Origin of the sequence: Bacillus sp. FJAT-29814 (assembly GCF_001510715.1) — a bacterium.
GTDB lineage: Bacteria > Bacillota > Bacilli > Bacillales > Cytobacillaceae > Neobacillus.
Window position 1 is genome coordinate 1 of sequence record NZ_LMTJ01000019.1, and the last position, 26,208, is coordinate 26,208.

A 26,208-nucleotide genomic window follows, 5' to 3' on the forward strand; every position below is an offset into this window, starting at 1 on the left:
AGCTTCTCAGCGCCGATGGTAGTTGGGGCGAAAGCCCCTGTGAGAGTAGGACGTTGCCGGGCAAGCGAAAGACAACCTGAAATATGGTTGTCTTTTTTGTGTTTTTAAAAAGGGTCATTGGCTTTAAAAATGGGGCATCGCGGATATATTGGAATAATCGCGGATATCTTGAATTTAACGCGGATAAAATCAAATTATCGCGGATATATCAAAGATGATCGCAGATATATGAAGAAACACCGCAGATAAAATTTTCTTTGGGCCTAATTAGTGAACAGAATGCCGAAATTCCATCCTAAAACCACGCCAATGGAGTCCATTGGAGCAGTAAACCCCAAATTTTCGCACTCCCACTACTCCAATAGAGCCTATTGGAGCAGTAAACCCAAAAAAATTTTACCTTCCGACTACGCCAATACACCAAAAGAACCTATTGGAGCACCATAAATATTGTGATAAATTGGAAGAAGCATGATTAAAGGGAGTTATGTTTATGAAAAAAGCAAAGGCAACTATCACAGCGGTCTTACTCGCAGATGATCCAGAAACGTTTGTTACTAGAAGGATTTCGGAAGTGGAGCTGGAATTTGGAGGTATTCCTGGTGACCGTCACTTTGGTTTAACCAGCAAAGCAGATTCTCGGCAGCCGATGTATCCAAGGGGCACCGAAATCCTTAACCGCCGTCAGATTACGATTGTATCGGAGGAAGAACTGGACCAGATTGCCAGAGAATTGGGAGTAGAAGTGGTGCTTCCAGAGTGGTTGGGGGCAAACCTCCTAATCCAAGGATTTTCAGAATTTACAAAGCTGACTATCGGTTCGCGAATCCTGTTTCCAAGCGGGGCAGGATTGATCTGTATGGGAGAAAATCTTCCTTGTACATTCCCAGGCGATGAAATCCAAAAGCAGTATCAAGATCATGAAAAATTATCTTCCCGGTTTGTCAAAGCGGGCTACCGGAGGCGGGGAATCGTCTGTGCAGTAGAACGGCCTGGAAAAATTGACGTAAATGACGAAGTCCAGATTTTAATCAATGATTTTGCCAATCCAATGCAGTAACTGGGTAATTCATCAAGACATTTCTAGCGTTGTTACCTTAGTTTGAAAAGTATGGAATAGCGTTACCACCAGGGAGACTGCCTTTGTTTTGATTTGTCTTAATATTAATATTATTCTTGACAATAAAAATCGATGATGCTACCATTTCTGTAAACCAAAGACGAGGGAGTAAAACTGTTAAACGATCTCTCAGCGAATCCGGGATGGTGGAAGCCGGACAGATGACGTAACAGAAAGTGGGCCTCCGAGGGCGAAGTGAAAGAATTTTTTTAGTAGCTTAGACGCAGAGCCAGCGTTATAGGGCTATGGGTGTGCAAGCACTCTGCTGAGAGGGTATGGTTGATCCATACCAAACAAGGTGGTACCGCAAGTTAAACACTTGTCCTTGAATGAATATTTAAGGACAGGTGTTTTTTTATTTTATGGAGGATAGGAGCATGTACATGGATGATAAATTTACGCTCTATAACTTAAAAGTAGAGGTCATAGGTACAGAGAAACCAATGGTATGCGGACATAAGGAAGGTGACTATTTCTTAGTTATCGGGGAAGACCTTATCTTTCCGGAAACGAATTCATTTTCCATGTACGCCTTAAGCGCAATATTACCGTTGCTGCCTGCAAAGCAGCGAGAATTACACGCAAACGACTGGATGTTGTCTGATAGTGTGATTGCCTGCCCAGATCCAAACTGTGGCGCCAGATTTAAAATAACGCGGATCGGGACGAAAGAATTTAGTCATGGGGATTGCACAATAGAACCTATACATAAAGGAGATTGACAATAATGGCAGAACGATTTCAATTAGCAAAAGATTATAGTATCAGCAGGGTGATCAACGGGTGCTGGCAGCTATCGGAAGGCCATAGCTTACAAACAAAATTAGATATGCAAGATGTCACGAAGGCCTTCCATATGCTTGCTGAAAGAGGGTTTACGACATTTGACTGTGCCGATATCTATACAGGTACGGAAGAGTTCCTCGGTGAATTTTTATCGGAACTAAAACATGGGAGCACCCTTTCACCACAAGATATTCAAATACATACGAAGTATGTGCCGGATATCAATTTGCTTAGTGAGGTCGATTATAACTATACAGAAAAAATCATTGACCGAAGCCTCAAACGTCAAAAACGAGATGTATTGGATCTCGTGCAGTTTCATTGGTGGGATTACAATGTGCCCGGCTATATAGAGACAGCGGGAGATCTATTGAAACTGAAAGAAAAAGGAAAGATCCGTAATATCGCCGTTACAAACTTTGATACAAAGCATTTGAGCGAGCTCGTTGATGCCGGTATCCCTATTGTGTCTTGTCAAAACCAATATTCAGTTTTTGATAGGCGTCCGGAAAAAGAGTTACTAGATTATTGTACTAGCAAAGGAATTTCCCTGTTGTGCTACGGTACATTATCGGGAGGCTTGTTAGCGGAAAAATGGCTCGGCCAACCATCGATTCAACCTGAAACGCGCTCACATGTTAAATATTTTCAGGTGATTGAGGATACATTGGGTTGGGATGGCTATCAGGAATTATTGCTATTGTTGCAAAAAATCGCTGCAAAGCATTCTGTTAAGGTTTCTCAGGTTGCGACAAAATATATTTTAAGTCAACAGGGTGTCGGGGCATCGATTATTGGTGTTAGAAATAGCAGGCATGTGGAGTCAAATGCGCAAATATTTGCTTTTGAGCTCGACAGTTCCGATATCGATGAAATAAAACAATTCTTAAACAACTATCCAATATTGGACGGCGAACCTTTTGAGTTAGAGCGTACGGTTGGGTCGAAATATCGCAATATTATGAAGATGAATTTAAATGAAGAATAAGAAGATGGAAGTTTAGTTTAGAATAGACAGTTTAGCATAGAAGAGGAGAGTTCTAGTATGAATCAAAAACTTGAATTTAGAGGCGGATGGGGCACTGCGTTTATCCCAGTGGGAATCTTTTTGTTTTTCTGCATCCAGTATTTTATTGTTTTTAAAGCGTTTGAAATGTATGCACTCGCTATGGGTGCTTTCGTTGCACTCATGGTTGGAGCGATTTTTGTAAAAAAGGGCCACTATGATCGTTTCTGGGATTCCGTCTATGATGGCGTCAAGGAGGCTGTCCCGATTGCGATTTTGCTGTTTGTCATCGGGATGTTCTCGGCGCTGATCAAAGCCACGAATATTTCGTCCGGTTTCGTATGGCTTGCCGATTTGCTTGGCGTGGATGGCGGATTATTTACAGCCTTTACATTCCTAGCCGTTTGTGTCATTTCGACTGCCACGGGTTCATCGATTGGAACCATGTTTACCTGCTTCCCTATTTTCTATCCGGCAGGAGTATTGTTGGGATGCGACCCAGCCATTCTTGCAGGAGCTATCGTCAGTGCTTCTATTTTTGGCGATAATTTAGCGCCTATATCGGACACGACCATCATTTCTGCAGGAACGCAAGAATATACCAAAAAAGAAGGGATTGCTGATATCGGAGGGTGCGTTGCCACCCGGCTAAAGTATTCCTTGGCAGCAGGGACAATCTCGTTTGTTCTTTTCTGGATCTTCGGCGGAGGAGGTACGGCAGGCGCGGGCGCTTCCGACATCCTTGAGAAGAACATGAATCCTGCCACACTGGTCATGCTCGTCCCGGTCGCCGTTATGTTATTCGTGGCAGTGAAAACCCGCGACATTTATAAGGCAATTACGATAGGTACAGTTTTGGGAACGATAACAGGCCTTGCATTTAACCTGTTAACTTTCGAAAATATTATCTCCGTTGCAGATGGTGCTCCAGTAGGATTCTTGACTGACGGCATCAGCAGCATGATGGCAACGGTCACGCTGGTTCTTTCCGTGTACGGGATCATGGGGGTCCTGAACGGTGCCGGTGTGCTTGAAAAGGTCACGACTAGCATTCTGAACAGCAAAATGGGCCAAACGGTTCGCGGAGCCGAGATCGCCATGATGTTGGGGATTTCGTTTACAACGTTAATTTTCGGCGGTGTAACCAGCGCATCGATGACGACATTTGGAAAGGTACAGAATGAGATTGGCAAGCGGGTTGGTCTGCATCCATACCGCCGTGCCAATCTACTTGATGGTTTCGCTAACTCGATTGTGCTAGTCATACCGTTTTTAAGTGTATTTGTATTCCTCGGCGCATTATTGTCAGATGGGTATGATTTTATTGCGCAACTATCACTAACACAAGTCAGCGGCGGCATGATTTATTGCATGGTATTGTTCTTGGTCCTATTGTTCTCTGTCCTAACGGGGTGGGGCCGCCAATTTGAAGGCGCAGATGGAAAAGCCATTAGCAATCCTCAAGAATACGCAAACCAAAGCGCTATCATGTAAAGGGGAAACCGCCGGTACCCCTGTGCTGCCACATAACGCTAATCCAATGCAGTGAACTTAACTTAAAGTGCCAGTGGCCCCCCTGAATTTGTCAACTTCTTCTTGACATTATTCGGGAGGCGACTAGGCACTTTTTTTATACAACCATATCCATTTGGATCCTTTCGATTGAATCGTCCTTCCGCTTCAAATCTAGGAAAAATGACCTAGGTTATTTTATATGATTTTGCGAATGTTATAGTTAGGGAGGCGGGTATGGTGGTTTTTTTTAAGAAGAATAATCGAATGAAAAAACCAGATAATGGCAAAGGAAAGGGGCTGTTTCATAAAGGGGGGAAGGCTGGCTCTGATGCGTTTCTTTCTGCTTCGCTTGATAAGACAGTGGCTGAAATCCAACAAATTTTAGGCCATAGTGATGATTTGGTGATGAAGTATTTCAAAGTTTTTGGACAGTATGAAGCGGTGATACTTTATTTTTCTAATTTAGTAAAACAGGATAGTATTAATCATGATATTTTGAAACCTCTAATGTATGTGCCGGACCACTTAAAGGATCGGAACCGGCCGTTAGGCCAATTAGCAGATATGATAATAAAAGAAACGCTCTATCATAGCCAGGCTTACCCTGAACGGAGTCGGGAAAAATTAATCGAGTTCATTTTAAGCGGTGAAACCGTGCTGATCATCGACGGGATGACGGAAGCGATTCATATCGGAACACGAAATGTGGAAAAGCGCTCCCTCAGTCAGCCAGAAACTGAACAGATTATCTTAGGCCCCCGTGAAGGATTCATTGAAAATATCCAAACCAACCTCGCTTTGCTGCGCTATCGTCTTCCAACTCCCGATTTACAAGTCAAGACCATGAAAATCGGACGCCTGACCCAATCCACCGTCGCCTATTGCTATCTGAAAGGCATCGCTAATGAAACCGTCGTACAGGAAGTGGAAAAAAGACTGTCACAAATAGATATCGATGCCATTATGGATGTTGGCTATCTGGAACAATTTATCGAGGATAATCCTTTTTCCCCGTTTCCACAAATTCAAAGTACGGAAAGACCAGATAAAACGGTTGCCAATATGGCCGAGGGCAGAGTGGCCATTTTTGCTGATGGCTCCCCGTTTGCCTTGCTCGTCCCTGTTGTTTTTAATCAATTTTATCAAACAGCAGAGGACTATTCATCGAGGTTTTTGATGGGCAGCTTTGTCAGAATGGCTCGGATGCTGGCCCTTGTTTTTTCCCTGATCTTTCCGGCGCTTTATGTCTCGTTCATTTCGTTCAATCCGGAATTGCTGCCAACCGAATTTGCCATCGCCGTGGCCGGCGGCAGGGCGGGCGTTCCCTACCCGGCAGTCGTGGAGGTTTTAATGATTGAAGTGGCCATGGAGGTCTTAAGGGAAGCGACCGTACGTCTGCCGAAGCAGGTGGGCGGCGCCTTATCCATCGTCGGGGTTTTAGTTGTTGGGCAGGCCGCCGTTGAAGCCGGTTTGGCAAGCCCCATCACCGTCGTTGCAATCGCCCTGACCACGATCGGCTCTTTTGCGACTCCTGCCTATTCCGCCGCCTTTGCTCTCCGCATGCTGCGATTTCCCATTATGATTTTGGCAGGAATTTTTGGTTTATATGGGGTCGTCATTGGCATCATCTTTATTTTTAACCACATGCTGTCGCTCCGATCATTTGGGGTGCCGTATATGTCCCCAGTTTCCCCGGAGAACTACCAGGGGATGAAAGATGTCATTTTCCGTGCCCCATTGTGGTTAATGCCAAAAAGACCTTCATTTCTTCATGGCGCAAACCGCAGTCGATTAGGCAAAACTATCAAGCGGAATGAGTTCGGGAACGAATAGCGTGCAGCAGTCGAGTTGAATGGAGGTCTCAGGAAATGAATACTAGAAAGATCACGACAATTCAAGCAACAGCGATCTTAATTAGCACCATTATCGGCGTGGGAGTCCTGCCATTGCCCTTATTTGCTGTACAAGAAGGCGGAACCGGGGCTCCGCTTGTCACATTTCTAGGACTGGCATTAGGGGCGATTGGGCTGGTTATTCTTACCCATCTGGGGATTCGCCACCCGCAAAAGACAATCATTACCTATAATGAAGACATCATCGGAAAGTGGCTCGGCCGATTTTGCAGCTTGTTTGTCATCCTGTTTTTCTTTATCTTAACCGGCCTTGCTGCCCGTGAATTTGGCGAGGTAGTGGTGGCTGGTGTTTTACAGGAAACGCCATTGGAAGTCACGGTCATTGTCATGCTGCTGCTCGCGTGCATTAGCTGCAGAAACAATATCAATGTATTTTCCTATATTCACAACTTTTATCTCCCTATTATATTGGCTCCTGTTTTAATAGTAGTGGCCTTATCGCTAAAAAATGCGAATCTTTTATACATACGTCCGATCATCGGCACCAATGTGACGCACATGTTTCTTGGGGCATTGACGATTTCCGCCCTGTTTCAGGGCTCGTTTATTGTGACGATGATTATCCCCTCGATGAAAAATCCCAATAAAGCCATGAAGTCCAGCCTTTGGGGGATTTCTATTTCAGGTGGATTGTATTTACTGCTTGTCATCGCGACGGTATCGGTGTTTGGAACGGAAGAGATGAAGCAAATCCTATGGCCGACGCTGGAATTGGCAAGAACGACAGCGGTGCCTGGGAATGTCCTGCAAAGGCTGGATGTCATCTTCCTGGCTGTTTGGGTAACAGCAGTATTTACCACTTTATTTTCCAGCTACTTTTTTACAATTTATTCAATCAAACAACTGCTGCATATTCAGGACCATAAGATGCTTTCTTATTTCCTTTTTCCATTCATCTTTATTTTGGCGATGCTGCCGCAAAATATATTTCAAATGTATGAATTTATTAAATTTGTCGGCAGAGCAGGATTGTTGATTACCATTTTGTACCCAGGCTTGCTGCTGATGATTGATTTCTTGAAGAATAGGAGGCTGAAAGGAAGTGCGTCACAACAAACGTAGCTTGGTGCTTGTGCTGGTATTCTTCCTCCTTCTCCCATTACTTTCCGGCTGTTGGGACGCGATGGAAATGGAACGCCGTGCCAATGTTTTGGCAATTGGAATTGATGAAGCCGATGAAAAGGATCAGAAGAAAGACGGAGAGGTCGCTCATCTGAAAGATAGTTTTTTTAAGCCAAAGGAAAAATTGATAAAGGTTACCGTCCAGATTGCGATCCCAGGGCGGATTCCGCTAGGGCCTGACCAAGGAGGAGAACAAAAGCCGGTTTTGGTCATGAGTGTCGTAGGCCATACATTGGAGGATGCCCTGATCAATCTTCAGCAGCAGATAGCCGATCAACTATTTCTGGGACATTTACGCATCATTGTTCTAAATGAAAAGGTGGCAAAGCGTGGAACGAAACGGCTGCATGATGTACTTCGGCGTAATCCGGAAATTCGAAGAACCGCGGCGCTCGTCGTATCAAAAGAGCCTGCTGCTCAATATATGAAGCTAATGCCGGGCCTGGATCGGGTTCCCTCGCTGTATTTGGCCGATATGGTGGATAATTTATCGGCTTTGGGCAGGTTTCCGCCTAGTTTTATTGGATTATTTTGGACCATTTACTCGAGTAAAGGCCAGGAAGCATACCTTCCGTACTTAACCATTAAGCAAAATGATACCATCGAGCTAAAGGGGCTTGCTTATTTTAGGGGCGATAAGATGGTTGGCAAAACGGCACCGCTGGAAATTGGCGTTTTTATGGCGATAAAAGGCGAAAGCATAGGCGGGTACGGGGCCTTTGTTCAAGTACCTGGCACTGACCAAATGGTTATGATGCGAGTAAGGAGCCGGAGGACCAAGATAAAAATTGACCTGAAAGACGGCCTCCCCCATATCAGGCTTAAGATTCGCTATGAATGCGAAATCGACGAGAAGGCAAGTTCCAAAATTAAGATCAGTGACTCCAGGGTCTTGAAGAAAATTGAAAAAGAAACGGCTAAAGACATGAAGAAAGGGATTGAAAAATTAATTGCCAAGACGCAAGCAGCCGGTTCCGATGTTTTCGGTATTGGAGAACACTTTCGGGCAAAGCTTCCCCAGTATTGGAACCGCAAAATAAAAACAAAAGAAAACTGGTCGAGAGCCTTCCAAGAGCTAACGTATGAAGTGAAAGTGGATGCTCAGATTCACCGCGTCGGCATGAAAGCGAAATAAACTAGAAAGGATGAGGTTCGTTTGAATATCGGTTATATGATCTACATCATCATTCTTTTCTTCCTATCCGGCCTCATACTTCTTTTAACAGACGTCAAAAAATATAAAAAGGCAGCGCAGGATAAGGAACAAAAAGTCTCGCTGATTCTAGCATGGATCAACATCTCCATTGGAATGGGATTATCGCTGGCCAATTGGATTTATCAGAACTTTGTTTGGTGAAACAAGAGGATGGTGAAAAAACGCCAAGGTTCGCCGATCAACATGATGAGTAATCAGGGTATTTATGTATGAAATCTGCCTTTCCTACAAATGATAATTTTACAAATAATATCCGTAAGGTGGAGAAATTTTACTGAGGAGTATTATTTGTGTTTGGAAGACATCATTAAACGGTAAAGGAGGTGTGGTCATGAATACCCTGCTAAGAATTGCCTTACTACTGACCATCATTGGGGCTATAAATTGGGGATTAATTGGCTTCTTTCAATTTGATTTGGTAGCAGCTATATTTGGCGGACAAGATTCGTTTTTATCAAGAGTGATTTACGGTTTGGTCGGTTTAAGCGGGTTAGCCTGCTTAACCCTATTGTTTAAACAATGGGAAGCGGCTGACACGAACCAAGAAGGTAACCGGACTAACTATAGTGGCGGTAAGGTTAATTATGGAACTGAGTTTGGTGAGGAATCAGACGTAACTGATCTTAGAAAATCCTCCAGAGAAGATCAATAAAAAAGAAAATGAAGAAAGCCATACAATCGTGACTTTCTTCATTTTCTTTTTTTGTCCAGGGGAATCATCCCTGTTTTTTCTTTTAAATTGATCAATTCTGAGCACACTAATAAGGAGACGCTTGGAATTCCTGCTGTCATTTTGAAAGGAGGAGCTATGAGACATTTTTGGTTTTTTGTTTTTTCGTGCCTGCTTTTGTCCGGTTGCGGCAATGACACGTACGATAAGGCAATGGAACAGGGAAAACTGGCGCTAGCCCAGGGCGAGTTTGAAAAAGCCCAAGGATTATTTGAATTAGCCTTAGAGGAAGAACCAAAAGACCAAGAGGCACAGCAATACCATGATGATTTAACCGCCTTGTTTGAAGTGGAGGAAGCCATAAATAACAAAGAATGGGACCAGGCTTTGACAAAATCAAATCAACTGCTAAAGGAGAAAGACCTGCCCGGCAGTATTAAAAAGGAACTAAACAAGCATAGGCAGACGGCAGAAACCGCAAAGAATAACGTTAACGAACAAGAGCAAAACGTGGCGGAAAGTCCGGAGAAAGAAAGTTCCGAGGCGAAAAAGGACACCGTCAACTGGAAGACCTATCACAACGAGAGATTTGGCTTTACGATTAACTATCCAGCTGAATGGAATCCTGGAGCTGAGCCGACTAATGGCGATGGCCGGGCGCTGCATCCGGGGAACGAATCAGAAGTTCTGGTGTATGCGAGCAACTACATGACTGAAAATCATCCTGACTTGACGGGCTATGAAAAAGTGACGACAAACGCTGGTTACGAGGCGTATATTATGGATGATCATGATTTCAGCTATGAAGGAGTCATCATCCATGATGGAATTGAATTCCACCTTAGTGCAACGATGAGTCCAAGCTTTAAACAAAAGTATTATGATGCGATCAAACAAATGCTTTTTAATGTGAAATTTGATTAACAAAAAGGCGAGTCCTTGATCACTCGCCTTTTCCTTTTTAACGCCGATGTTCTACAAGGTCAATTACCCCTAATACTACGTGTGCCAAACCAAAACCGAAAACGGTATCCGCAATCATTTTATTAGAACCGCGTTTCTGTCTAAGTGCCAATCCCGTTGCTGTTACGGCAGTCCCTAACGCTGTTGGAATTAAACCTTCACGTATGTTCATGGTCATTTCCCCCGCATCGAAGTTAGTGGGTGTTTTTGCACACCAATATTAGTTTCACCATGGCAAGATGAGATATTCTTGGTGCTTGCTGAGAATTTTCATCGATAGGTTCTGTTTACTTTTTCATTTTTTGAAGAAAATATAGTGAGACCATACATAGGAGGAACATACATGAGCGATCAAGATTTAAAAGCCAAGGTGCTGGACATCATCTCCAAGCATAAAACGGGTGTCCTTGCTTCTGTTGAGGATAATAAGCCACATGCAAGGTACATGACATTCTACAACAAGGAGTTAGTATTGTATACGCCCACGCAAAAGGATACGGAAAAGGTGGAGGAAATAGAGAAGAATCCGTATGTGTCGGTCCTGCTCGGCTATGAACAAAAGGGGCAAACCGATGCCTTTATTGAAATGCTTGGCACCGCCAGCATAACGGATGACCAAGCCTTGAAGGATGAAATCTGGGAGGAGTCGTTTAGCCAGTGGTTTGACGGTCCGAAAGATCCAAACTACATACTTCTTGAAATTCAGCCTGAAGTGGTCCGAGTCCTGAATCTGAATGGTGAAACTCCACAAGAATTATCCGTGAAAAATAGTTAGCTTCCCGAAAAAACCGATCCCCTAGTGATATAATAGTGATAATTATATCACCAGGGGGTTATAGCTTTGGAATTAAACGATGTTATTTTCGGTCACAGGTCAATTCGGGAATATGAAGATAGGGAAGTAAGCCAAGAATTGCTGGAATACATATTGGATGCGGGGATTCGGGCCTCGTCCAGCGGCAATATGCAAACGTATTCGATTATTGTCACAAGAGACAAAGAGCTTAAGGAAAAATTATACTCCGCCCATATGGAGCAATCGATGGTGGTGGATGCACCGATACTATTAACCTTTTGTGCAGATTTTAATAGAATGAGAAAGTGGCTCGCACTTAGTGATGCGCCGGGGATCCATTTTGATAATTTCATGAGCTTTATAATTGGGGCTATAGATGCAACGCTAGCAGCACAAAACTGTGCCTTAGCGGCAGAGAATGCCGGGCTTGGGATTTGCTATATGGGCTCAACGCTTGCCAATTGCGACCAAATCGGCGAACTGCTAAACTTGCCGCCAAATGTCGTGCCCGTTGTCGGGTATTCATTAGGCTATCCTGCGGAAAACCCTGCCCCGCGCGACCGTTTGCCTAGGCATGGACTTGTTCACTATGACAAGTATCAAGATTATTCAGATGAAGATATTCTGGAAATCTACAAAGAGAGAAATGAAAAGGGCTGGAACCGTTACATGAACGTGCCAAGGCTCAAGGAAATGACAGAACGTTTGGGCTTAAAAAATCTTGCCCAAGTCTATACCATTGCCAAATATACGAAGGAATCCCACCAAGAATATTCACAAACAGTCCTGAAATACTTGGAGAAGCAGAATTTTATGGAGAATGAGTGAGGTTTCTTTATTGCAATGGGGAGTGGAAACGAAAGCAAGACTTCATTAGTTATAAATCAAAAAGGCCCGACTAGCGGATAGGAGCTAGTCGGGCCTTTTGGCATTCACGGGTAAAATTTCTTTGCAAAATTCTAAGATTGCCCAAGAATAATAATTTAATTGCTATTATCTGCTTAAGAAAATATGCCAATCTGCCCAACATAAACTAATTTCGACGAAATATGCCAATTTTGGGACAGAAAATGATACTTTATAACGATTAATATAGGTGAGGGTTCATTTTGCATTGTGCATTTAGTAAAAAAGATACAGAGGAAGGTCCCGCCCTACAAAAGAGAGAATTGGAGACATGATGATTTTGACAAAAGATTTTGTTGTACAAGGTGAATTACCGTTAAGCAGAAAAGAAACATATGGAAAAAGCAAGAAAACACAAACTGTACCTGTTTTCACCTCAAGAATGGAAAAACGCGAATATTATAAAGGCATAAAATTCGATATTAGAAATGTACTAGATGTTAAAGGGTTTTTAAAAGATATACGGGAAAATTGGCATACATATGTTTCACAGGTTCACGAATGGATTCAAAGAAATATCGTAAAAAAGGTGATCGTGACGGGGATTTTCACGATTGTTCTTGGCATGTATACAGGCGCCGCGAATGCAGCATTTATTCAAGAATACACCTATCAGGTAAAGGCTGGTGAAAACATTGAAACAATTGCGGCCAAACATGGTGTCACAGCGCAGGAAATATTAGATGCCAATGGGATTTCAGCCATTGACGGTAAAAAAATTCTATTGCCAATGGTAGAAGACCGGACTGTTACCGCCACAACCTTAAATATCCGCTCCCAGCCAACCACGAAAAGCAGTATTATTGGAACCTATAAAAAAGGGGAAGTGGTCAAGGTTTCATATGTAGAAAACGGCTGGGCCGCTATCTTAATTAAAGGACGTGTATGTTTTGTGAGTGCTACTTATCTTTCAGAAAAACAAGCAGCTGTAACTCAAGCAAAAACCATGTATGTAACGGCATCATCGTTGCGAGTGAGAGAGGCTGCTTCTATGAGCAGTGCTGTACTTGGTTCGTTCAAATTAAACGAAAGTGTGTCTGTGATATCAAGCGCGAATGGCTGGGCTCAAATTCGTTTCAACGGCAAAACAGCATTTGTGAGTACAGCCTATTTAACCGATAACGCACCTAAAAATGAGCCTATTACCAGCAACAACAACAACACAGCGGCAAGTTCATCTGTGTATGTGATTAAGAGCGGTGATACGTTTACCAAAATCGGTAAAGCATTAGGGGTTTCTGCCGCTTCCATACAGGCGCTAAATCCAACAGTGGAGCCTACAAAGTTGCAAATTGGTCAATCCATCAACATCCCGGCCACAACCGTTGCAGCGCCAAATCAAATCAGCGTAACAGCTCAAATAGGAGGAGTACACCCTAAGGGAACATTTCGTTTCATTACTCCTAATGGCAAAACATACAGTGCTAAAGCATCTGGCAGCATGATCAATGAATTATTTAACCAGCAAGGAAAAAATGTAACCCTGACACTCAATGCAAAACGAGGTCAACCAATGACCTTGATCGCGCTGCAGTGAAAGTTAAAATAATTTTTTTGGGGGATTAGTTCTTTGTATACAATGAGAAAAGAAAGCTTAGCAGAACTGCGAAAGAAAAGGATGAAAGAGCGAAATCAAAAGCTTATCGCAGTTGTCATTGCTGGTGCTATTGCAGCACTACTATTCATGAACAACACCAAGGTTGACGCAGACAGCATGGTATATACCGTAAAAAAGAAGGATACCTTTTACAGCCTCTCCAAAAAGTTCCATGTCACGGAAAAACAGCTAAAGGAGGCTAATGGTTTACCATCGGGGAAAATCTTTGTCGGACAAAAACTTTTGGTGCCTAATCCTAATGATATGAAAATTGGAGATTCAAAGGCGGCCGACAGTCATTATACTGTCAAAAAAGGAGATACCCTTTACTCCATTGCTAAAAAATTTGCTGTTCGTGTGGATGAATTAAAAAAGGTCAATCATCTGCAAAGTGAGAAAATTTACCCTGGTCAAAAATTAACGCTTCCTGCTAACACCAAACCAATTTATGTAGCGAATCAAGGGGACACGTTAATGGGAATTGCTAAACGCTTTGGGGTAAAGGCAGAAGAACTGAAGAAGACAAATAAGCTCCGCCATGACACGGTTCTGATTGGACAACAGCTGAAGATTCCGGGCAAGGCCATCTATACAAAAGCAACAGTCGTTGGAGCTGCTGACAATACCAAAGTAGAATTTAAGCATAAGGGTGAATCATTGGTCTTAACCGTTCCTTATGGTACAGGTCCTGATTATCAAAAAATAGCGGGACAAAAAGTAACGATTATCCATAAGAATAACGCTGTAATTTCGACATATTAAAAGACCATAAAGCAAGTGCAGTCACTACCCGAAATTTGGGACATTATTCGGGTAGTGCACTCTTAAAAGGTAAAGCGTGCCACCTGTTCACCGTGGATGATAAGCCCGTCGATTTCTTGGAAACCCATTTTTTCGTAGACGCGTTTGGCGTGTTCATTACTTGGTTCATAAGACAAAGTAATGGTTTGATGGCGCTCCTCTTTCATACTCCTAATATCGTCGATCACGAGTTGAATCGCCTGTTTTCCGAACCCTTTCCCCTGATGCTGTTGATCAATCATCATGCGATACATCCAGTACTCATGGTCGTCCTCGTCAATCCCAAAAAGCGTAAAACCAACCATTTCCTCTCCATGATAGATTCCTTTTGCATGGAAATTTTCAAGAAAGTTAACTGGGCGAGTGATACCGCATTGGATGCCACAAATTTCACTTGGTCTTCCCGTACCCGCAGCGAAATCGCCTTCAGCCAATTATCCTTCGTAATGGGTTTTAGATGCAACATACTTCATCGTTCCTTTCAAATTCTTACCAATATCAATATGAAGTAAAAATGTTTTGAACAATGATCAAAACAAAATAAAAATTGCCTAACTGGCAGATATGGATTTTCTATAAGCAACATTTCTGGTAATCCTTATTACCTTTAGAAGTCTTAAATCTATTATACTACTTATGAGGGAGAGCGCTAACATGTATAGGGGCAATGATAAGTTTAATTTAAGTGGGGAATTAAATGAGTGCCAAATGCATACCCATTTGACACTCATTTTTACTGGCACGGTTCTTATTTGAATGCAATAACCTCAATCTCAATGAGGACGTCTTTTGGCAGACGGCTAACCTCTACGGTTGAACGTGCAGGGCGATGGTCACCCAAATGCTTGCTGTACTCCTCATTGACAGTGGCAAATTGGTTCATGTCTTTAAGAAAAATGGTCGTTTTTACGATATTTTTGATGGAAAGCTGCTGGCTTTCCAAAATAGCCTTTATGTTCTTCATTACTTGGTTGGTTTGAATAACAATATCATTTTCCACTACTTCATTTGTATCAGGGTCAACAGGAATTTGCCCGGATAGGAATAACAAATGACCGATTGAAACTGCTTGAGAATACGGCCCAATCGCTTTTGGGGCTTTTTCTGTGAAAATCGTTTGCATCTAGTATATCCATCCTTTTTCTATCAAGTTATTAAAAATCGTAAGCATTTAATGCATTGACACTGTGTGCCAGGGCTGAGCCGGCTTTTAGGGCGGTGGCCACAAAGATGGCTTCTGCCAGCTCTTCGCGTGAAACCCCTAATGCCTTTAAACTTTTTGTATGGACTTCAATGCAATACGGGCAGCCGGTTACATGGGCAACCGCAATAGCGATTAATTCTTTTTCTTTTTTGCTTAAAAGGCCCGGCTTCATTGCTTCTCGATCAAATTGATTAAAGGCAGAAAAGGCTTCGGGACTTAATTCATTAAAATCCTTGAATCGGGCCATATTGGATTTGGTATACAATTCATGTTGATTCTCTCCGTCAAATGCTTGCAAAGCGTTTAACCCATGGGCCATGGCAGATCCCGCTTTTAACGCGGTAGCAACCATAATGGCTTCTGCCAATTCTTCTTTTGAAGCTTCTAATCTTTTTGCAGCTGATACGTGAGCATCAATACAGTAGGGGCAGCCGGTTACATGGGCAACTGCTACTGCAATTAATTCTTTCGTTTTTCTAGGAATAAGCCCTTCCGCCAGAGCCAACTTATCAAATGCTGCAAATGCTTTAAATGTATCCGGGGCAAGCTTTGCAAGTTCCGGCAATCTACGAATATAGGATTTTTGGTATAGACTTTCGTTAGACATTTATATACCTCCATTTATAAAAAGAAATAATCTTTAAGCACTAATGTTATCCTTTGGATTATCCTCGAAGAAATCCATTTCCTTCTTAATTCCAAACTTTGGATTATTCCCCACGACGTTCACGTAAATGACTGCTGCCACCATGTAGGCAAAGGTTCCCAAAATGATCTTGAATGATAGAGAGGACATTAGTAAGTAAGCTTGGAAAGCCAGTAAAGCCATGGCAATATATACAACCAAATTTAAAACTAATGGCGGTAATTTAAACGGAGCTTTCTGATAAAGAACAGGATATTTTTTAGGTAATTTCGTTGCAGCAAATACTGTTATGACACTATATATTAGGAATACACCTGTTCCTAACGCCGAAACGACGGCAAGTGACATACCCGTGAGGATTGGAATCGCACCAATGACATAAAACAAAGTCAACAACCAGTGCGGTGTTCCATACTTGTTATTCACTTTTCCTAATGATTTTGGCAGCCATCCATCCTCACTAGCAATCATTAGACCTTTGGTCACCCATGAGAGTGTCGCATTCAATGTAGTGGCTAGTGCAAACATGGCTCCGCCAACCATAAAGAAGATAAACAGCGGTTCCGGCATGATGGTTCTGGCTACGTCTGTCAACGGCTTGTTTGCAACATCGGCGATTGGTAAAACAGCAACAGCGATTGTTGCCATAAAAGCATACAGGATTCCTACGCCGATTGTCGTTGTAATAATCGTTAATGGGATATCTCTTCCTGGGTTTTTGATTTCGCCGCCAAGTTCCGCTATCACTTGTGCACCGCCAGTAGCAAATGAAAGTAATCCTACAGCCATAAAAAACCCAGCAAATCCGCCAGGAAACAAATCCTTTGCATTAAAAACTTGATAATTAACCTCTGGCATCCCCCATACAACAAACACAATTAATGCAAGGAGGAGAACAACCACCATAATCTTTTCTACGATAGCTGCAGTTTTTACCCCAACCAAATTCGCAATAAAGAACACAGTTAGTAATGTAAAAGCAACCAGTTTTAGTGGGGCAGATGGGACTAATCCCTGAACATATTCTGCAAATGAGATCGCATACATGGCGATGGATAGTTGGGCTAGTGTAAATAGAGCCAACATGAAAAATCCGATTTTGGGAGATAGTAGTCTACTAGTGTAGCGATATAATCCTCCTGTTGTGGGAATGGCTGATCCCATAACAGCAATGGGAATAACTAAAAATAATGTAAAAATAGAAGAAAGGATAAATGCTAACGTAACCCCGCTTCCTGTCATACCAATGGCAATGCCCGTTAAGGCCATGACACCTGCTCCAATAATCTGCCCAACTGCAATCCCCATTAAATCCCCTAGACCCAAGACCTTCTTTAATTTTGATTCTTGACTAGACATTTATTTCACCTCTTTGTTCGATTTTTTAATATTCAGAAATCTACAGACGGAGTGCCGCCGTAAATTACCATAATGGACGGTAATTTGGCACTCGCGAAATTTTTTACAAACAAACCTATATCCCTTAGTTTGACCGTGTAAATTTACGATAAGATCTCAGTACTTATTTAACCAATGCCTCTTCTGGCGGATTTTTAGATTCAACATCTTGAAAGGCCAAAGCAATTCTTTCTAGTGCTTCTTTTATGAGCGGTCTTGGGGAAGGAATGCAAATTCTTTGGTAGCCTGTCCCTTCTTCACCAAACATCTCGCCATCTTCAAGTATGACGTTTGCTTTGTTATAAATACGATCGTGAACTTCCTTAGATGAAAGACCGTACCCTCTAAAGTCGAGCCACATCACGTAAGTTCCTTCAGGAATTTCTACTTTGACAGTTGGCATTTTCTTGGCGAGGAAATCTTTTACAAACTCCATTGTCTCATCAAGATAATCGCTTAATTGCTCTAGCCATTCCTCGCCCTCATTATAGGCAGCAATGAGAGCCGAAACCGTAAACGGGGATGGCAGCTGCATGCCCATTGCCTGGCTGAATGTTTCCCTGATTTCTGGATTCGAAATAATGACATTGGTACAATGAAGGCCGGCAACATTAAAAGTTTTATTAATCGCTGTACAAGTGATAATATGGTCTGTCTTGTTCGCGACTTTTACGATTGGAACAAAGGTTTGATTCTTTCTGATCAGGTCCCCATGAATTTCGTCCGCAACAATGATGACATTGTTTTCGGCACAAATATCTGAAAGCCTTTTCAAATCTTCTGGTGTGAAAATTCTTCCTGTAGGATTATGGGGGTTGCACAGGATAAACATTTTTGTATTTTCTTCTTTGGCTTTTTCTTCAAAATCCTCAAAGTCAATGGTGTAGGTTCCATCAGAACAGGTAAGTGCATTATTTCTTACGATTCTTCCATTTCCTTCGATGGCAGCCATGAACGGAGGATAAACAGGGCGTTGGATGATGACCCCATCTCCAGGATTGGTCAAGGCTTTAACCGCTACGTTCAAGGCATGAACGGTTCCCGGGCTAGGTACAATTTCTTCTTTTTTGATGGTCCAGTTGTGCCTCTTATGAAACCAATGCTGAATGGATTGATAATACTCATCTGGAAAGACAGAATATCCAAAAATTCGATGGTCCACCGTTTTATGCAATGCCTCAATTATTGGCTGCGCCACGGGCAAATCCATATCGGCAGTAAATAAAGGAATCGACTCATCATCGTATCTTTCGGTATAGCCAAACTTCTTTATTAACTCTTCTCCATCCCATTTTAAGGAATAGGTCTTTCGACGATTAACCATTTCGTCAAAATTGTATTTCATCAGGCAACCTCCTCGTTCGAGAAATTTTTGTAAAGAAGATAATAAATTAATAGCGCTTTCATTTATTATTCAAAAACAGTTTAGCACCTAAACAATTATTTCGTCAATAACATTCTGAACCTTTCAAAAATTCCATTTCTGTGGTAAAGGCTTAGAGGTGCATTTTTGTCTATGGTACAATGAAGTAAAAATGAGCGGATTCCAAATGGAAAGGGGGAAGCAAGATGGATCGAGAGAAAATTTTTTATGAACTGATGGAAACTATATATGAAACAACCAGGTTAGTGAGCGATTACCAGAGTGTCCCGAGGACATATGGCACGGAGGATGAACTCTATATGGTGGAGGCACATACACTTAATTTGATTGGCGATAAAAAAACAACCAATACCTCAGAGATTGCTGCCATTACAAATCGTACAAAAGGCGCAGTTTCCCAAATGATCGATAAGCTTGTAAAAAAGGACTTGGTGATGAAATATAAAAATCCGGACAACCATCGGGAAGTGAAAATAGAATTAACACCAAAAGGGAAAATTGTCTATGGTTATCATAAGGAATTGGATGCAGAGGAATATAGAAAACATTTAAAGAACCTTGCCCAATTTACAGACGATGACTTTAAAAAGTATATAATGATTTCAAAAATAATCAATAAAGGGACCATGAATGCGATTAATGGCGGGGATGTTCTTGATAAATAGCATGTAAGAACATAATGATTTTTTCCAAAATATTAATAATAAAGAAAAGTGCCAGTTACTACCCGTATTTGTTGAGTTTCGGTCGACTTCATTCGGGCGGTGACAGGCACTTTTTTTATTGTTTCCTTATGCCATAATTTGATTGGGGCTGACAATTTTTTTCGTGGCGTGTAAGAATGCAAATATATTATCATATCGCGATTTGCAGATTAAATAAATTATGTATTGACTAAAGTGATAAATGATAATAAAATTCATTTATAAGTGATAATGATTATCAATATCACAAAGAGTAAAAATACATTCAGATGAAAAGGTGGAAGCGGATTATGATTTTGGGCAAATTTGTTAAACCTCTATTGGTTAGTACTGTTTTAGCGTTCGGTCTTGCGGGCTGTGGGCCAACCCAAGATAGTTCTGATCAGAAAGAATCCACTGATCCAAAAAAAGCCGCGAATCAAGTGGTGAACGTCTATACTGCTAGACATTACGAAGCAGATGATCAGGTTTATAAGAAATTCACTGAAAAAACTGGCATCAAAGTAAATGTCGTAAAAGCTGAGGCAGAAGAACTGATTGAGAGACTTAAACGGGAAGGGAAAAGTACACAAGCTGACTTATTCATTACCGTTGATGGCGGTGTCCTTGCGAATGCCAAGAATAATGATGTACTTCAGCCTGTTACATCTGATTTAATAGAAAAAAATGTTCCTGAGAAATTTCGCGAAAAAGAGAACTACTGGATTGGAATGGCTACCAGAGCACGTGTTATCGTTTACTCGAAGGATCGTGTGAAACCTGAACAGCTTTCTACATATGAAGATTTGGCTGATAAGAAATGGAAAGGGAAAGTATTGGCTCGTTCTTCAACAAGCCTGTATAACCAGTCCCTGCTTGCATCATTTATTGAGTTAAATGGAGAAGAAAAGGCTGAACAATGGGCTGCAGGAATCGTGAAAAACTTTGCTCGTCAACCAGATGGGGGAGACCGTGACCAGGCTAAAGCTATTGCAGCTGGTGTAGGTGATGTAGCAATCATGAACACCTACTATGTTGGCTTACTTGCAAACTCTGAAGATCCGGAAGAAGTTAAGGTGGCAGAAAGCATCGGTGTATTTTATCCTAACCAGGAAACCAACGGGACACATATCAACATTAGCGGAATTGGTTTGACCAAGCATAGTAAAAATAAAGAAAACGCTATTAAGTTAATTGAATATATGACAAGCGTTGAGGCGCAGGAGTTTTTATCTGCAAACAATTATGAATTCCCTGTTAACCCAGATGCCAAACAAGATGAGTTATTAGAATCATGGGGCGACTTTAAAATGCAAGAGCTTGATTTTGACACATTAGGGGAACATAATCATAAGGCGATTGAAATCTTTAATAAAACAGGATGGAAGTAATATGAAACCTTCACCACTGAAACGTTATGCGCAAAAAGAGCTTAACGGCTGGTGGATCGTCAGTATGATTGCGGCGGCAGTAATTCTGCTGCCCATTCTTTATGTTTTTGTCGAACTATTCCAAGTACCTAATGAAAACTGGTTCCAGATCCGCCAATACTTAATCAAAAATTATGTTTCCAATACCTTATTTCTTGTGGTGTTAACAGGAGTGTTTACATCATTTTTAGGGATTACCCTTGCTTGGCTAACTGCCGCATATGATTTTCCGCTTCGCAAATTTTTTCGTTGGGGATTGATGCTGCCGCTTGCGATTCCTCCTTATATTGCTGCCTATACGTATCGAACCATGCTAAGCTTTACAGGTGTGATTCAAACGACACTAAGGAACAACTTTGATTATCAAATCAGTCCGGATCTGTTGTCGATTTCCTCCTTAAGAGGAGCGGTCTTTATATTTAGTGTCTTTCTATTTCCCTATGTATACATTATCGCCCGTGCGTTTTTGGAAAGCCAAAGTTCAGCTTATATTGAGAGTGCAAGACTATTAGGGCGAAAACCACTCGTTGTTTTTACAAAAGTGGTATTGCCGCTTTCAAGACCTGCTCTAATTGGCGGAGCTATTTTAGTGATTTATGAGGTGCTGAGTGACTATGGAGTCACCAGCTATTTTGGGATTCATACGATTACGACAGCTATTTTTCAAACATGGTTCGGTATGTACGATGTGGATACAGCAATGAGATTGGCAGCGTGGCTCATGATGTTCATTGTGGGTATGATGATACTCGAAAGGCTTATTCGAATGCGTCAGCGGTATCATATAAGCAATAAATCACGACCGCTGGTTCCAATGAAGCTCAAAGGAATCCCTGCAGCTGCTGCATTTTTCTACTGTACGGCAGTATTTTTGCTTGGGTTCTTAATTCCGTTTATCCAATTGATAGCGTGGGCGAAGTTAACGGTGAATAAAGTTTGGGATATGGAGTTTTTTACTCTTCTTTATCAAACAGTATTAGTTGCTGCCATATCTACGAGTATTATCCTGGTTGTTGCTGTTATTGTAGCGAATGTGAGTCGTTCTAAAACCCCGTTTTCGTTTGTACTATCAAAATGGGTAACATCCGGATACTCTATTCCGGGGGCGATCATTGCGATTGGCGTATTGGCCATATTTATTCGACTCGATGAGAATTTAGCGCCGCTTTATTCACTGGTGGGATTAGGAGATGCTCCCCTCGTGTTAAGCATGTCGATGGCCATGTTGGTGGTAGGTTATACGATACGTTTTATAGCTACAGGCTATAATGCCATTGAAGTTGGTTTTGAAAAAATTGGATCGAAATATACCGAAGCTTCAAGGCTGCTTGGAAATGGAGTAACGAAGACATTTTTCAAAGTAGATTTGCCACTAATAAAAGGTGCTTTGTTAAGCGGTTTTATTTTGACATTCGTAGAAATATGTAAGGAGCTGCCTTTAGTATTATTATTAAGGCCATTCAATTTTGAGACGCTGGCGACGAAAACCTATCAGTATGCAAAAGACGAGATGATTCAGGAAGCGTCCATCCCATCCTTAATGATTATAGGACTTAGCGTTTTGTCTGTCATCATTTTTCATATGATTGATAAGAGGGTGAAGCAATGAAAATTCTAGAAATACAGGATCTTACCTTTTCCTTTTCTCGTGGTCAGGGTCCAGTTATAAAGGATTTATCAATTTCTGTTGATAAGAGTGAAACAGTAGGTATCCTTGGGCCAAGCGGGAGCGGGAAAAGTACACTTCTGCGTCTTATAGCAGGTCTTGAAATGCCAACAGGCGGCAGCATTTCAATTGCAGGCAAACCAGTCGTAAACGATGTATTATTCGTTCAACCGGAAAACCGTGGAGTAGGGATGGTATTTCAGGATTACGCCTTGTTTCCCCATATGACTGTTAAGGATAATATTTTATTTGGTCTTTCTAAAATTTCAAGAAAAGAAAAAACTGCCCGTCTAAAAGAAATGCTTCAGCTTGTTCAAATGGAGGAATTTGAAAGAAGGTACCCTCATGAATTAAGCGGCGGTCAACAGCAAAGGATTGCATTAGCTCGAGCACTTGCGCCAAAACCAAAACTGCTGTTAATGGATGAACCATTCAGTAATCTTGATGCTGACTTAAAGGAGTCGATCCGTGCTGACCTCGGGTCGATATTAAAGAAAGCTGAAATGACTTGTATTATTGTGACACATGACCGAAATGACGCGGAGGCCATTTGCGACCGAAGTATCTTGATAGGGCAAAAGAACATTCACTTTACTCAAGAAAAAATAATTTCACTTTACTAAATTTTAAAAAATAATCCCTATAACTATATGACAGGAACTACAGGGACGGTTCTAATGGCATTTTTCTAGTGCCGAAAAAGCGGGCAGAACCGTCCCCTGTAAAGTTGGTCGATATTATTCGGGGTATGACTAGGCGCTTTTAACACCGATTTAAAACACAAACCGCAATACCATGATTGAGATGATTCCAGCTACAACCGTTCCCAATAAACTCCGTGTAACAATCGCAATGATAAAAGCAGGCAGTGCAGCGATTAGTTCTAGGTTATATTGCAAAGATACCAATTTTCCGTTAGTTATGAGCAATTCTTGCCCTACTAAGGCCGCCATAACCGCAATGGGAACGTAGTTCAACCAGCGCATGGCCCATTCTGGCAGTTCAACACGACTCAAAACTGCAATCGGCAGCACTCTTGGAATGAATGTTACTAGGGCTGAACCTAAGATAATTAAAAAAATCGACCATCTTACTTCCATTTTTCCACCGCCATTCCGATCGTTGCGGCAATGATGGTCGCCACAATGATCCCCACGCTTCCAGAAGTCACTAAACTTACCCCGACAACCACGGCAACCGCACTCAGGGCTACAAGAATATCTTTCAACAATTTTCTGCGGCTGGCCAATTGCAGGACAAGCAGGCCAATAAACATTCCCGGTAAGGCAAAATCAAGCCCGAATTTTTCCGGATCGGAAATCCATTCTCCGAAAAAGGCCCCTGCAATATTGGCGATGAACCAATTTAGATAAGCGGTTATATTTAGGCCGTACATCCATTTTTCGTTTAGCCATTTCTTGCTTGCCGCTTCATTCATTGCCACACCAAATGTTTCATCGGTAAGCAGAGAACCGATGAATATATTTTTGGAGGGATTGAGATGACGGAAATAAGGCGATATAGCCGCGCTCATTAACAGATGGCGCAGGTTCACAAAGAAAATCGTAAAGATGATCGCCAGAGCGGGACTATTGGCCCCAATCATCGCGGCAGCAATAAACTGCCCGGAACCCGCGTATAAAAGCAAGGAGATCAGTCCGATTTCAACAATCGAAAGTCCAGCCGTTTTCTCCACAACACCTGCGGCAAATCCAATACTTAAGTAACCCAGCACAGTGGGCAGACAATCCCGTACACCGGCAAGGAAGTTGTTTTCTTCCCGCAAAAGCGTGTTTTCACTTATGTTCATTTCTCCCTCACCCACTTTTCAGAAAAATTAGTATGTTATTAACTTTATCATCCTCATTGTATGGCTTCAATGATATAATTGTATGCAATACAATTTTTCAAGGTGGTATTATATGCCAGTTAATTCTTTCGAAAATTACCCGATGTCGTGGAAACCAAATAAAAAACAGCTTGTCCCGCCATTGTACCGTTCGATAGCCAGTTTACTAGAATATGATATTCTTAATGGCTTTCTAGCACCCAATACGAAGCTTCCACCGCAACGGGAACTGGCAGATTATCTTGATATTAACCTCAGCACGATCACAAGAGCCTTTAAAATCTGCGAACTGAAAGGATTAATCTATGCCGTTACCGGAAGGGGAACCTTTGTAACGCCCAATGTAAAAAATGCTATTTTCATGGCAGATAGTGATGAGAATAAGAATTTTATCGAGATGGGGATCATCAAGCCCCTAGATCACACAAACTCATTTGTCGCCCAAGCGATTAAAAGCATTGCCGCGAAAGATTATTTGGAAAGCTTACTAGATTATAGACACCCGTTGGGCATGCCTTATCATCGAATGGCCGCCAAAAAGTGGATGGGGCGCTTTAACATGGATGTCCCGATTGACAATATTGCGATCACTTCAGGAGGGCAGAATTCGTTTTCGCTGATTCTAATGGCCTTGTTTCATCCGGGTGATAAAATCGCGGTCGATCTCTATACATATCCCAATTTTGTGGAGCTGGCCAAAATTATGAATATCCAATTAATCCCGATTGAGGGGGATGAGCAAGGGATGAATCCGGAGAGGTTGGATGGTATCTGCACAACAACTTCTTTGCAGGGAATTTATTTGAGTCCCTCCTGCAATAATCCAACTGCGGTCAGCATGAACATGAAGCGCAGAAAGGAAATAGCAGAGGTCATCAATAAACACGGACTTATTTTAATAGAGGATGACGTTTACTCTTTCCTTGCCCCGGATGGCTTTTACCCGATTTCCCATTTTGTGCCGGAACGGTTTGTTTATATCCTGAGTGTTGCCAAATCACTCAACTCCGGTGTTCGCGTTGCCTTTATTGCTTACGCAGATCAGTTTATTGAGAAAATCACCTATGGAATTTTCAATCTCAACGTCAAAACATCTGCCTTAAATGCAGAAATTATAACAGAGTTAATTAATTAATACAGGGGCTGCCGAACAAATCATTAAGAAGAAACGGGAAATGTCACAGGAACGGAACCGGATCTTCCTGAAATATTTTCAACTCTATTATCCGAGCGAAAACCCGATCAGTTTCTTTCGATGGTTACCCTTGAAGAAAGAATGGCAACTCAACCAGTTTGAGCTTATGGCGTTGACCCGGGGGATTCATGTTTTTCATTCTCATCGTTTCTTGGTCAAAAAAGATGAAGCTCTCCAATTTGTTCGTATTTCCCTGACATCTCCCAAGGACGTCGATGAGTTGGAGGAAGGGCTTCATATATTAAAAAGTTTGGAAGCAGGGGACGGAAAAATACATTGAGATTAATCACAGGAGACTACCCGAAGTTTGTTGTAGATTGAAAGGATTTTTGTAGATAGATT

27 protein-coding genes and 1 pseudogene are annotated in these 26,208 nt (G+C 41.9%); 20 read left to right on the forward strand and 8 right to left on the reverse strand.

The features are described 5' to 3' along the window. Positions 1-493: 493 nt before the first annotated feature. The 10 genes from AR334_RS28235 (at position 494) to AR334_RS28280 (ending at position 10,272) form a co-directional block, all read left to right on the forward strand. Positions 494-1,060, forward strand: a complete 567-nt coding sequence (locus tag AR334_RS28235; RefSeq protein ID WP_082693150.1) for an MOSC domain-containing protein — start codon at positions 494-496, stop codon at positions 1,058-1,060. A gap of 437 nt (positions 1,061-1,497) precedes the next feature. Then, a complete protein-coding gene (locus AR334_RS28240; protein ID WP_066322182.1) occupies positions 1,498-1,842 on the forward strand; it encodes a TIGR04076 family protein in 345 nt (114 codons plus the stop codon). A 5-nt stretch (positions 1,843-1,847) separates the two neighbouring features. Beyond that, positions 1,848-2,894, forward strand: a complete 1,047-nt coding sequence (locus tag AR334_RS28245; protein WP_066322184.1) for an aldo/keto reductase — start codon at positions 1,848-1,850, stop codon at positions 2,892-2,894. Positions 2,895-2,951: 57 nt separating this feature from the next. Beyond that, the gene (locus tag AR334_RS28250) at positions 2,952-4,406 is read left to right on the forward strand and encodes a Na+/H+ antiporter NhaC family protein (RefSeq protein WP_066322186.1); all 1,455 of its coding nucleotides are present in this window, start codon (positions 2,952-2,954) and stop codon (positions 4,404-4,406) included. 255 nt (positions 4,407-4,661) lie between these two features. After that, positions 4,662-6,260: a spore germination protein gene (locus tag AR334_RS28255; RefSeq protein WP_066322189.1), complete on the forward strand. Its 1,599-nt coding sequence runs from the start codon at positions 4,662-4,664 to the stop codon at positions 6,258-6,260. A gap of 35 nt (positions 6,261-6,295) precedes the next feature. Beyond that, on the forward strand, positions 6,296-7,402 hold the full coding sequence (locus tag AR334_RS28260) for an endospore germination permease (protein WP_066322197.1): 1,107 nt from the start codon (positions 6,296-6,298) through the stop codon (positions 7,400-7,402). Further along, the gene (locus AR334_RS28265; RefSeq protein WP_082693151.1) at positions 7,383-8,597 is read left to right on the forward strand and encodes a Ger(x)C family spore germination protein; all 1,215 of its coding nucleotides are present in this window, start codon (positions 7,383-7,385) and stop codon (positions 8,595-8,597) included. Before AR334_RS28260 ends, AR334_RS28265 begins: the two co-directional genes overlap by 20 nt. 21 nt (positions 8,598-8,618) lie before the next feature. After that, the gene (locus AR334_RS28270) at positions 8,619-8,819 is read left to right on the forward strand and encodes a CLC_0170 family protein (protein WP_066322203.1); all 201 of its coding nucleotides are present in this window, start codon (positions 8,619-8,621) and stop codon (positions 8,817-8,819) included. A 190-nt stretch (positions 8,820-9,009) separates the two neighbouring features. Next, positions 9,010-9,330, forward strand: a complete 321-nt coding sequence (locus AR334_RS28275; protein WP_066322210.1) for a DUF378 domain-containing protein — start codon at positions 9,010-9,012, stop codon at positions 9,328-9,330. Between the two features lie 156 nt (positions 9,331-9,486). Next, positions 9,487-10,272: a lipopolysaccharide assembly protein LapB gene (locus AR334_RS28280; protein WP_066322214.1), complete on the forward strand. Its 786-nt coding sequence runs from the start codon at positions 9,487-9,489 to the stop codon at positions 10,270-10,272. A gap of 37 nt (positions 10,273-10,309) precedes the next feature. Here the strand turns inward: AR334_RS28280 and AR334_RS28285 are convergent, their stop codons facing one another. Next, a complete protein-coding gene (locus AR334_RS28285) occupies positions 10,310-10,483 on the reverse strand; it encodes an asparagine synthase (protein ID WP_066322226.1) in 174 nt (57 codons plus the stop codon). A 171-nt stretch (positions 10,484-10,654) separates the two neighbouring features. Between AR334_RS28285 and AR334_RS28290 the strand changes: the two genes are divergently transcribed. The 4 genes from AR334_RS28290 (at position 10,655) to AR334_RS28305 (ending at position 14,372) form a co-directional block, all read left to right on the forward strand. Then, a complete protein-coding gene (locus tag AR334_RS28290; protein WP_066322229.1) occupies positions 10,655-11,086 on the forward strand; it encodes a pyridoxamine 5'-phosphate oxidase family protein in 432 nt (143 codons plus the stop codon). Positions 11,087-11,152: 66 nt separating this feature from the next. Continuing rightward, positions 11,153-11,935 carry a nitroreductase family protein gene (locus tag AR334_RS28295; RefSeq protein ID WP_066322230.1) on the forward strand — a complete coding sequence of 261 codons (783 nt, stop codon included), beginning with the start codon at positions 11,153-11,155 and terminating at the stop codon, positions 11,933-11,935. A 349-nt stretch (positions 11,936-12,284) separates the two neighbouring features. Then, a complete protein-coding gene (locus tag AR334_RS28300; RefSeq protein ID WP_082693152.1) occupies positions 12,285-13,550 on the forward strand; it encodes an SH3 domain-containing protein in 1,266 nt (421 codons plus the stop codon). A gap of 42 nt (positions 13,551-13,592) precedes the next feature. Further along, positions 13,593-14,372, forward strand: coding sequence for a LysM peptidoglycan-binding domain-containing protein (locus AR334_RS28305; RefSeq protein WP_082693157.1), 780 nt, complete (start codon positions 13,593-13,595; stop codon positions 14,370-14,372). Positions 14,373-14,434: 62 nt separating this feature from the next. Here the strand turns inward: AR334_RS28305 and AR334_RS28310 are convergent. From AR334_RS28310 to AR334_RS28330, 5 genes and pseudogenes are all read right to left on the reverse strand, one after another. Further along, positions 14,435-14,877 (reverse strand): annotated as a pseudogene (locus tag AR334_RS28310) (GNAT family N-acetyltransferase). Positions 14,878-15,159: 282 nt separating this feature from the next. Continuing rightward, positions 15,160-15,534, reverse strand: a complete 375-nt coding sequence (locus tag AR334_RS28315) for a RidA family protein (RefSeq protein WP_066322254.1) — start codon at positions 15,532-15,534, stop codon at positions 15,160-15,162. A 31-nt stretch (positions 15,535-15,565) separates the two neighbouring features. Further along, positions 15,566-16,222: a carboxymuconolactone decarboxylase family protein gene (locus AR334_RS28320; protein ID WP_066322258.1), complete on the reverse strand. Its 657-nt coding sequence runs from the start codon at positions 16,220-16,222 to the stop codon at positions 15,566-15,568. Between the two features lie 33 nt (positions 16,223-16,255). Then, positions 16,256-17,620, reverse strand: coding sequence for an APC family permease (locus AR334_RS28325; protein ID WP_082693153.1), 1,365 nt, complete (start codon positions 17,618-17,620; stop codon positions 16,256-16,258). A 163-nt stretch (positions 17,621-17,783) separates the two neighbouring features. Next, positions 17,784-19,004: a MalY/PatB family protein gene (locus AR334_RS28330; RefSeq protein WP_066322263.1), complete on the reverse strand. Its 1,221-nt coding sequence runs from the start codon at positions 19,002-19,004 to the stop codon at positions 17,784-17,786. A 224-nt stretch (positions 19,005-19,228) separates the two neighbouring features. Here AR334_RS28330 and AR334_RS28335 point away from each other — a divergent pair, with 224 nt between their 5' ends. From AR334_RS28335 to AR334_RS28350, 4 genes are all read left to right on the forward strand, one after another. Next, positions 19,229-19,708, forward strand: coding sequence for a MarR family transcriptional regulator (locus AR334_RS28335; RefSeq protein WP_066322268.1), 480 nt, complete (start codon positions 19,229-19,231; stop codon positions 19,706-19,708). Between the two features lie 329 nt (positions 19,709-20,037). Further along, entirely contained in the window at positions 20,038-21,117 is a 1,080-nt protein-coding gene (locus tag AR334_RS28340; protein WP_066322270.1) for a Fe(3+) ABC transporter substrate-binding protein, read from the forward strand. Position 21,118: 1 nt separating this feature from the next. Next, positions 21,119-22,765 (forward strand): iron ABC transporter permease, encoded by a 1,647-nt coding sequence (locus AR334_RS28345; protein WP_066322272.1) that lies wholly within the window; start codon positions 21,119-21,121, stop codon positions 22,763-22,765. Further along, positions 22,762-23,445 carry an ABC transporter ATP-binding protein gene (locus AR334_RS28350; RefSeq protein WP_066322278.1) on the forward strand — a complete coding sequence of 228 codons (684 nt, stop codon included), beginning with the start codon at positions 22,762-22,764 and terminating at the stop codon, positions 23,443-23,445. Before AR334_RS28345 ends, AR334_RS28350 begins: the two co-directional genes overlap by 4 nt. 150 nt (positions 23,446-23,595) lie before the next feature. Here AR334_RS28350 and AR334_RS28355 read toward each other — a convergent pair whose 3' ends face one another. Both AR334_RS28355 and AR334_RS28360 read right to left on the reverse strand, forming a co-directional pair. After that, a complete protein-coding gene (locus tag AR334_RS28355; protein WP_066322281.1) occupies positions 23,596-23,922 on the reverse strand; it encodes an AzlD domain-containing protein in 327 nt (108 codons plus the stop codon). After that, entirely contained in the window at positions 23,913-24,632 is a 720-nt protein-coding gene (locus AR334_RS28360; protein WP_066322290.1) for an AzlC family ABC transporter permease, read from the reverse strand. The genes AR334_RS28355 and AR334_RS28360 overlap by 10 nt, the downstream gene beginning before the upstream one ends. 112 nt (positions 24,633-24,744) lie before the next feature. Between AR334_RS28360 and AR334_RS28365 the strand changes: the two genes are divergently transcribed. Next, positions 24,745-25,806, forward strand: a complete 1,062-nt coding sequence (locus tag AR334_RS28365; protein ID WP_253701392.1) for a PLP-dependent aminotransferase family protein — start codon at positions 24,745-24,747, stop codon at positions 25,804-25,806. A gap of 130 nt (positions 25,807-25,936) precedes the next feature. Next, positions 25,937-26,146 carry a hypothetical protein gene (locus AR334_RS30530; protein ID WP_253701393.1) on the forward strand — a complete coding sequence of 70 codons (210 nt, stop codon included), beginning with the start codon at positions 25,937-25,939 and terminating at the stop codon, positions 26,144-26,146. Positions 26,147-26,208 lie beyond the last annotated feature (62 nt).

Excerpts from the sequence above, each read along its gene's own strand:
- AR334_RS28235 (WP_082693150.1), top strand. The coding sequence starts at position 494 with ATGAAAAAAGCAAAGGCAACTATCACAGCGGTCTTACTCGCAGATGAT.
- AR334_RS28320 (WP_066322258.1), bottom strand. The coding sequence starts at position 16,222 with ATGTCTAACGAAAGTCTATACCAAAAATCCTATATTCGTAGATTGCCG.
- AR334_RS28305 (WP_082693157.1), top strand. The coding sequence starts at position 13,593 with ATGAGAAAAGAAAGCTTAGCAGAACTGCGAAAGAAAAGGATGAAAGAG.
- AR334_RS28245 (WP_066322184.1), top strand. The coding sequence starts at position 1,848 with ATGGCAGAACGATTTCAATTAGCAAAAGATTATAGTATCAGCAGGGTG.
- AR334_RS28330 (WP_066322263.1), bottom strand. The coding sequence starts at position 19,004 with ATGAAATACAATTTTGACGAAATGGTTAATCGTCGAAAGACCTATTCC.
- AR334_RS28345 (WP_066322272.1), top strand. The coding sequence starts at position 21,119 with ATGAAACCTTCACCACTGAAACGTTATGCGCAAAAAGAGCTTAACGGC.
- AR334_RS28250 (WP_066322186.1), top strand. The coding sequence starts at position 2,952 with ATGAATCAAAAACTTGAATTTAGAGGCGGATGGGGCACTGCGTTTATC.
- AR334_RS28280 (WP_066322214.1), top strand. The coding sequence starts at position 9,487 with ATGAGACATTTTTGGTTTTTTGTTTTTTCGTGCCTGCTTTTGTCCGGT.
- AR334_RS28315 (WP_066322254.1), bottom strand. The coding sequence starts at position 15,534 with ATGCAAACGATTTTCACAGAAAAAGCCCCAAAAGCGATTGGGCCGTAT.
- AR334_RS28240 (WP_066322182.1), top strand. The coding sequence starts at position 1,498 with ATGTACATGGATGATAAATTTACGCTCTATAACTTAAAAGTAGAGGTC.
- AR334_RS28290 (WP_066322229.1), top strand. The coding sequence starts at position 10,655 with ATGAGCGATCAAGATTTAAAAGCCAAGGTGCTGGACATCATCTCCAAG.
- AR334_RS28360 (WP_066322290.1), bottom strand. The coding sequence starts at position 24,632 with ATGAACATAAGTGAAAACACGCTTTTGCGGGAAGAAAACAACTTCCTT.
- AR334_RS28350 (WP_066322278.1), top strand. The coding sequence starts at position 22,762 with ATGAAAATTCTAGAAATACAGGATCTTACCTTTTCCTTTTCTCGTGGT.
- AR334_RS28275 (WP_066322210.1), top strand. The coding sequence starts at position 9,010 with ATGAATACCCTGCTAAGAATTGCCTTACTACTGACCATCATTGGGGCT.
- AR334_RS28340 (WP_066322270.1), top strand. The coding sequence starts at position 20,038 with ATGATTTTGGGCAAATTTGTTAAACCTCTATTGGTTAGTACTGTTTTA.
- AR334_RS28300 (WP_082693152.1), top strand. The coding sequence starts at position 12,285 with ATGATGATTTTGACAAAAGATTTTGTTGTACAAGGTGAATTACCGTTA.
- AR334_RS28260 (WP_066322197.1), top strand. The coding sequence starts at position 6,296 with ATGAATACTAGAAAGATCACGACAATTCAAGCAACAGCGATCTTAATT.
- AR334_RS28365 (WP_253701392.1), top strand. The coding sequence starts at position 24,745 with ATGCCAGTTAATTCTTTCGAAAATTACCCGATGTCGTGGAAACCAAAT.
- AR334_RS28355 (WP_066322281.1), bottom strand. The coding sequence starts at position 23,922 with ATGGAAGTAAGATGGTCGATTTTTTTAATTATCTTAGGTTCAGCCCTA.
- AR334_RS28285 (WP_066322226.1), bottom strand. The coding sequence starts at position 10,483 with ATGAACATACGTGAAGGTTTAATTCCAACAGCGTTAGGGACTGCCGTA.
- AR334_RS28335 (WP_066322268.1), top strand. The coding sequence starts at position 19,229 with ATGGATCGAGAGAAAATTTTTTATGAACTGATGGAAACTATATATGAA.
- AR334_RS28325 (WP_082693153.1), bottom strand. The coding sequence starts at position 17,620 with ATGTCTAGTCAAGAATCAAAATTAAAGAAGGTCTTGGGTCTAGGGGAT.
- AR334_RS28255 (WP_066322189.1), top strand. The coding sequence starts at position 4,662 with ATGGTGGTTTTTTTTAAGAAGAATAATCGAATGAAAAAACCAGATAAT.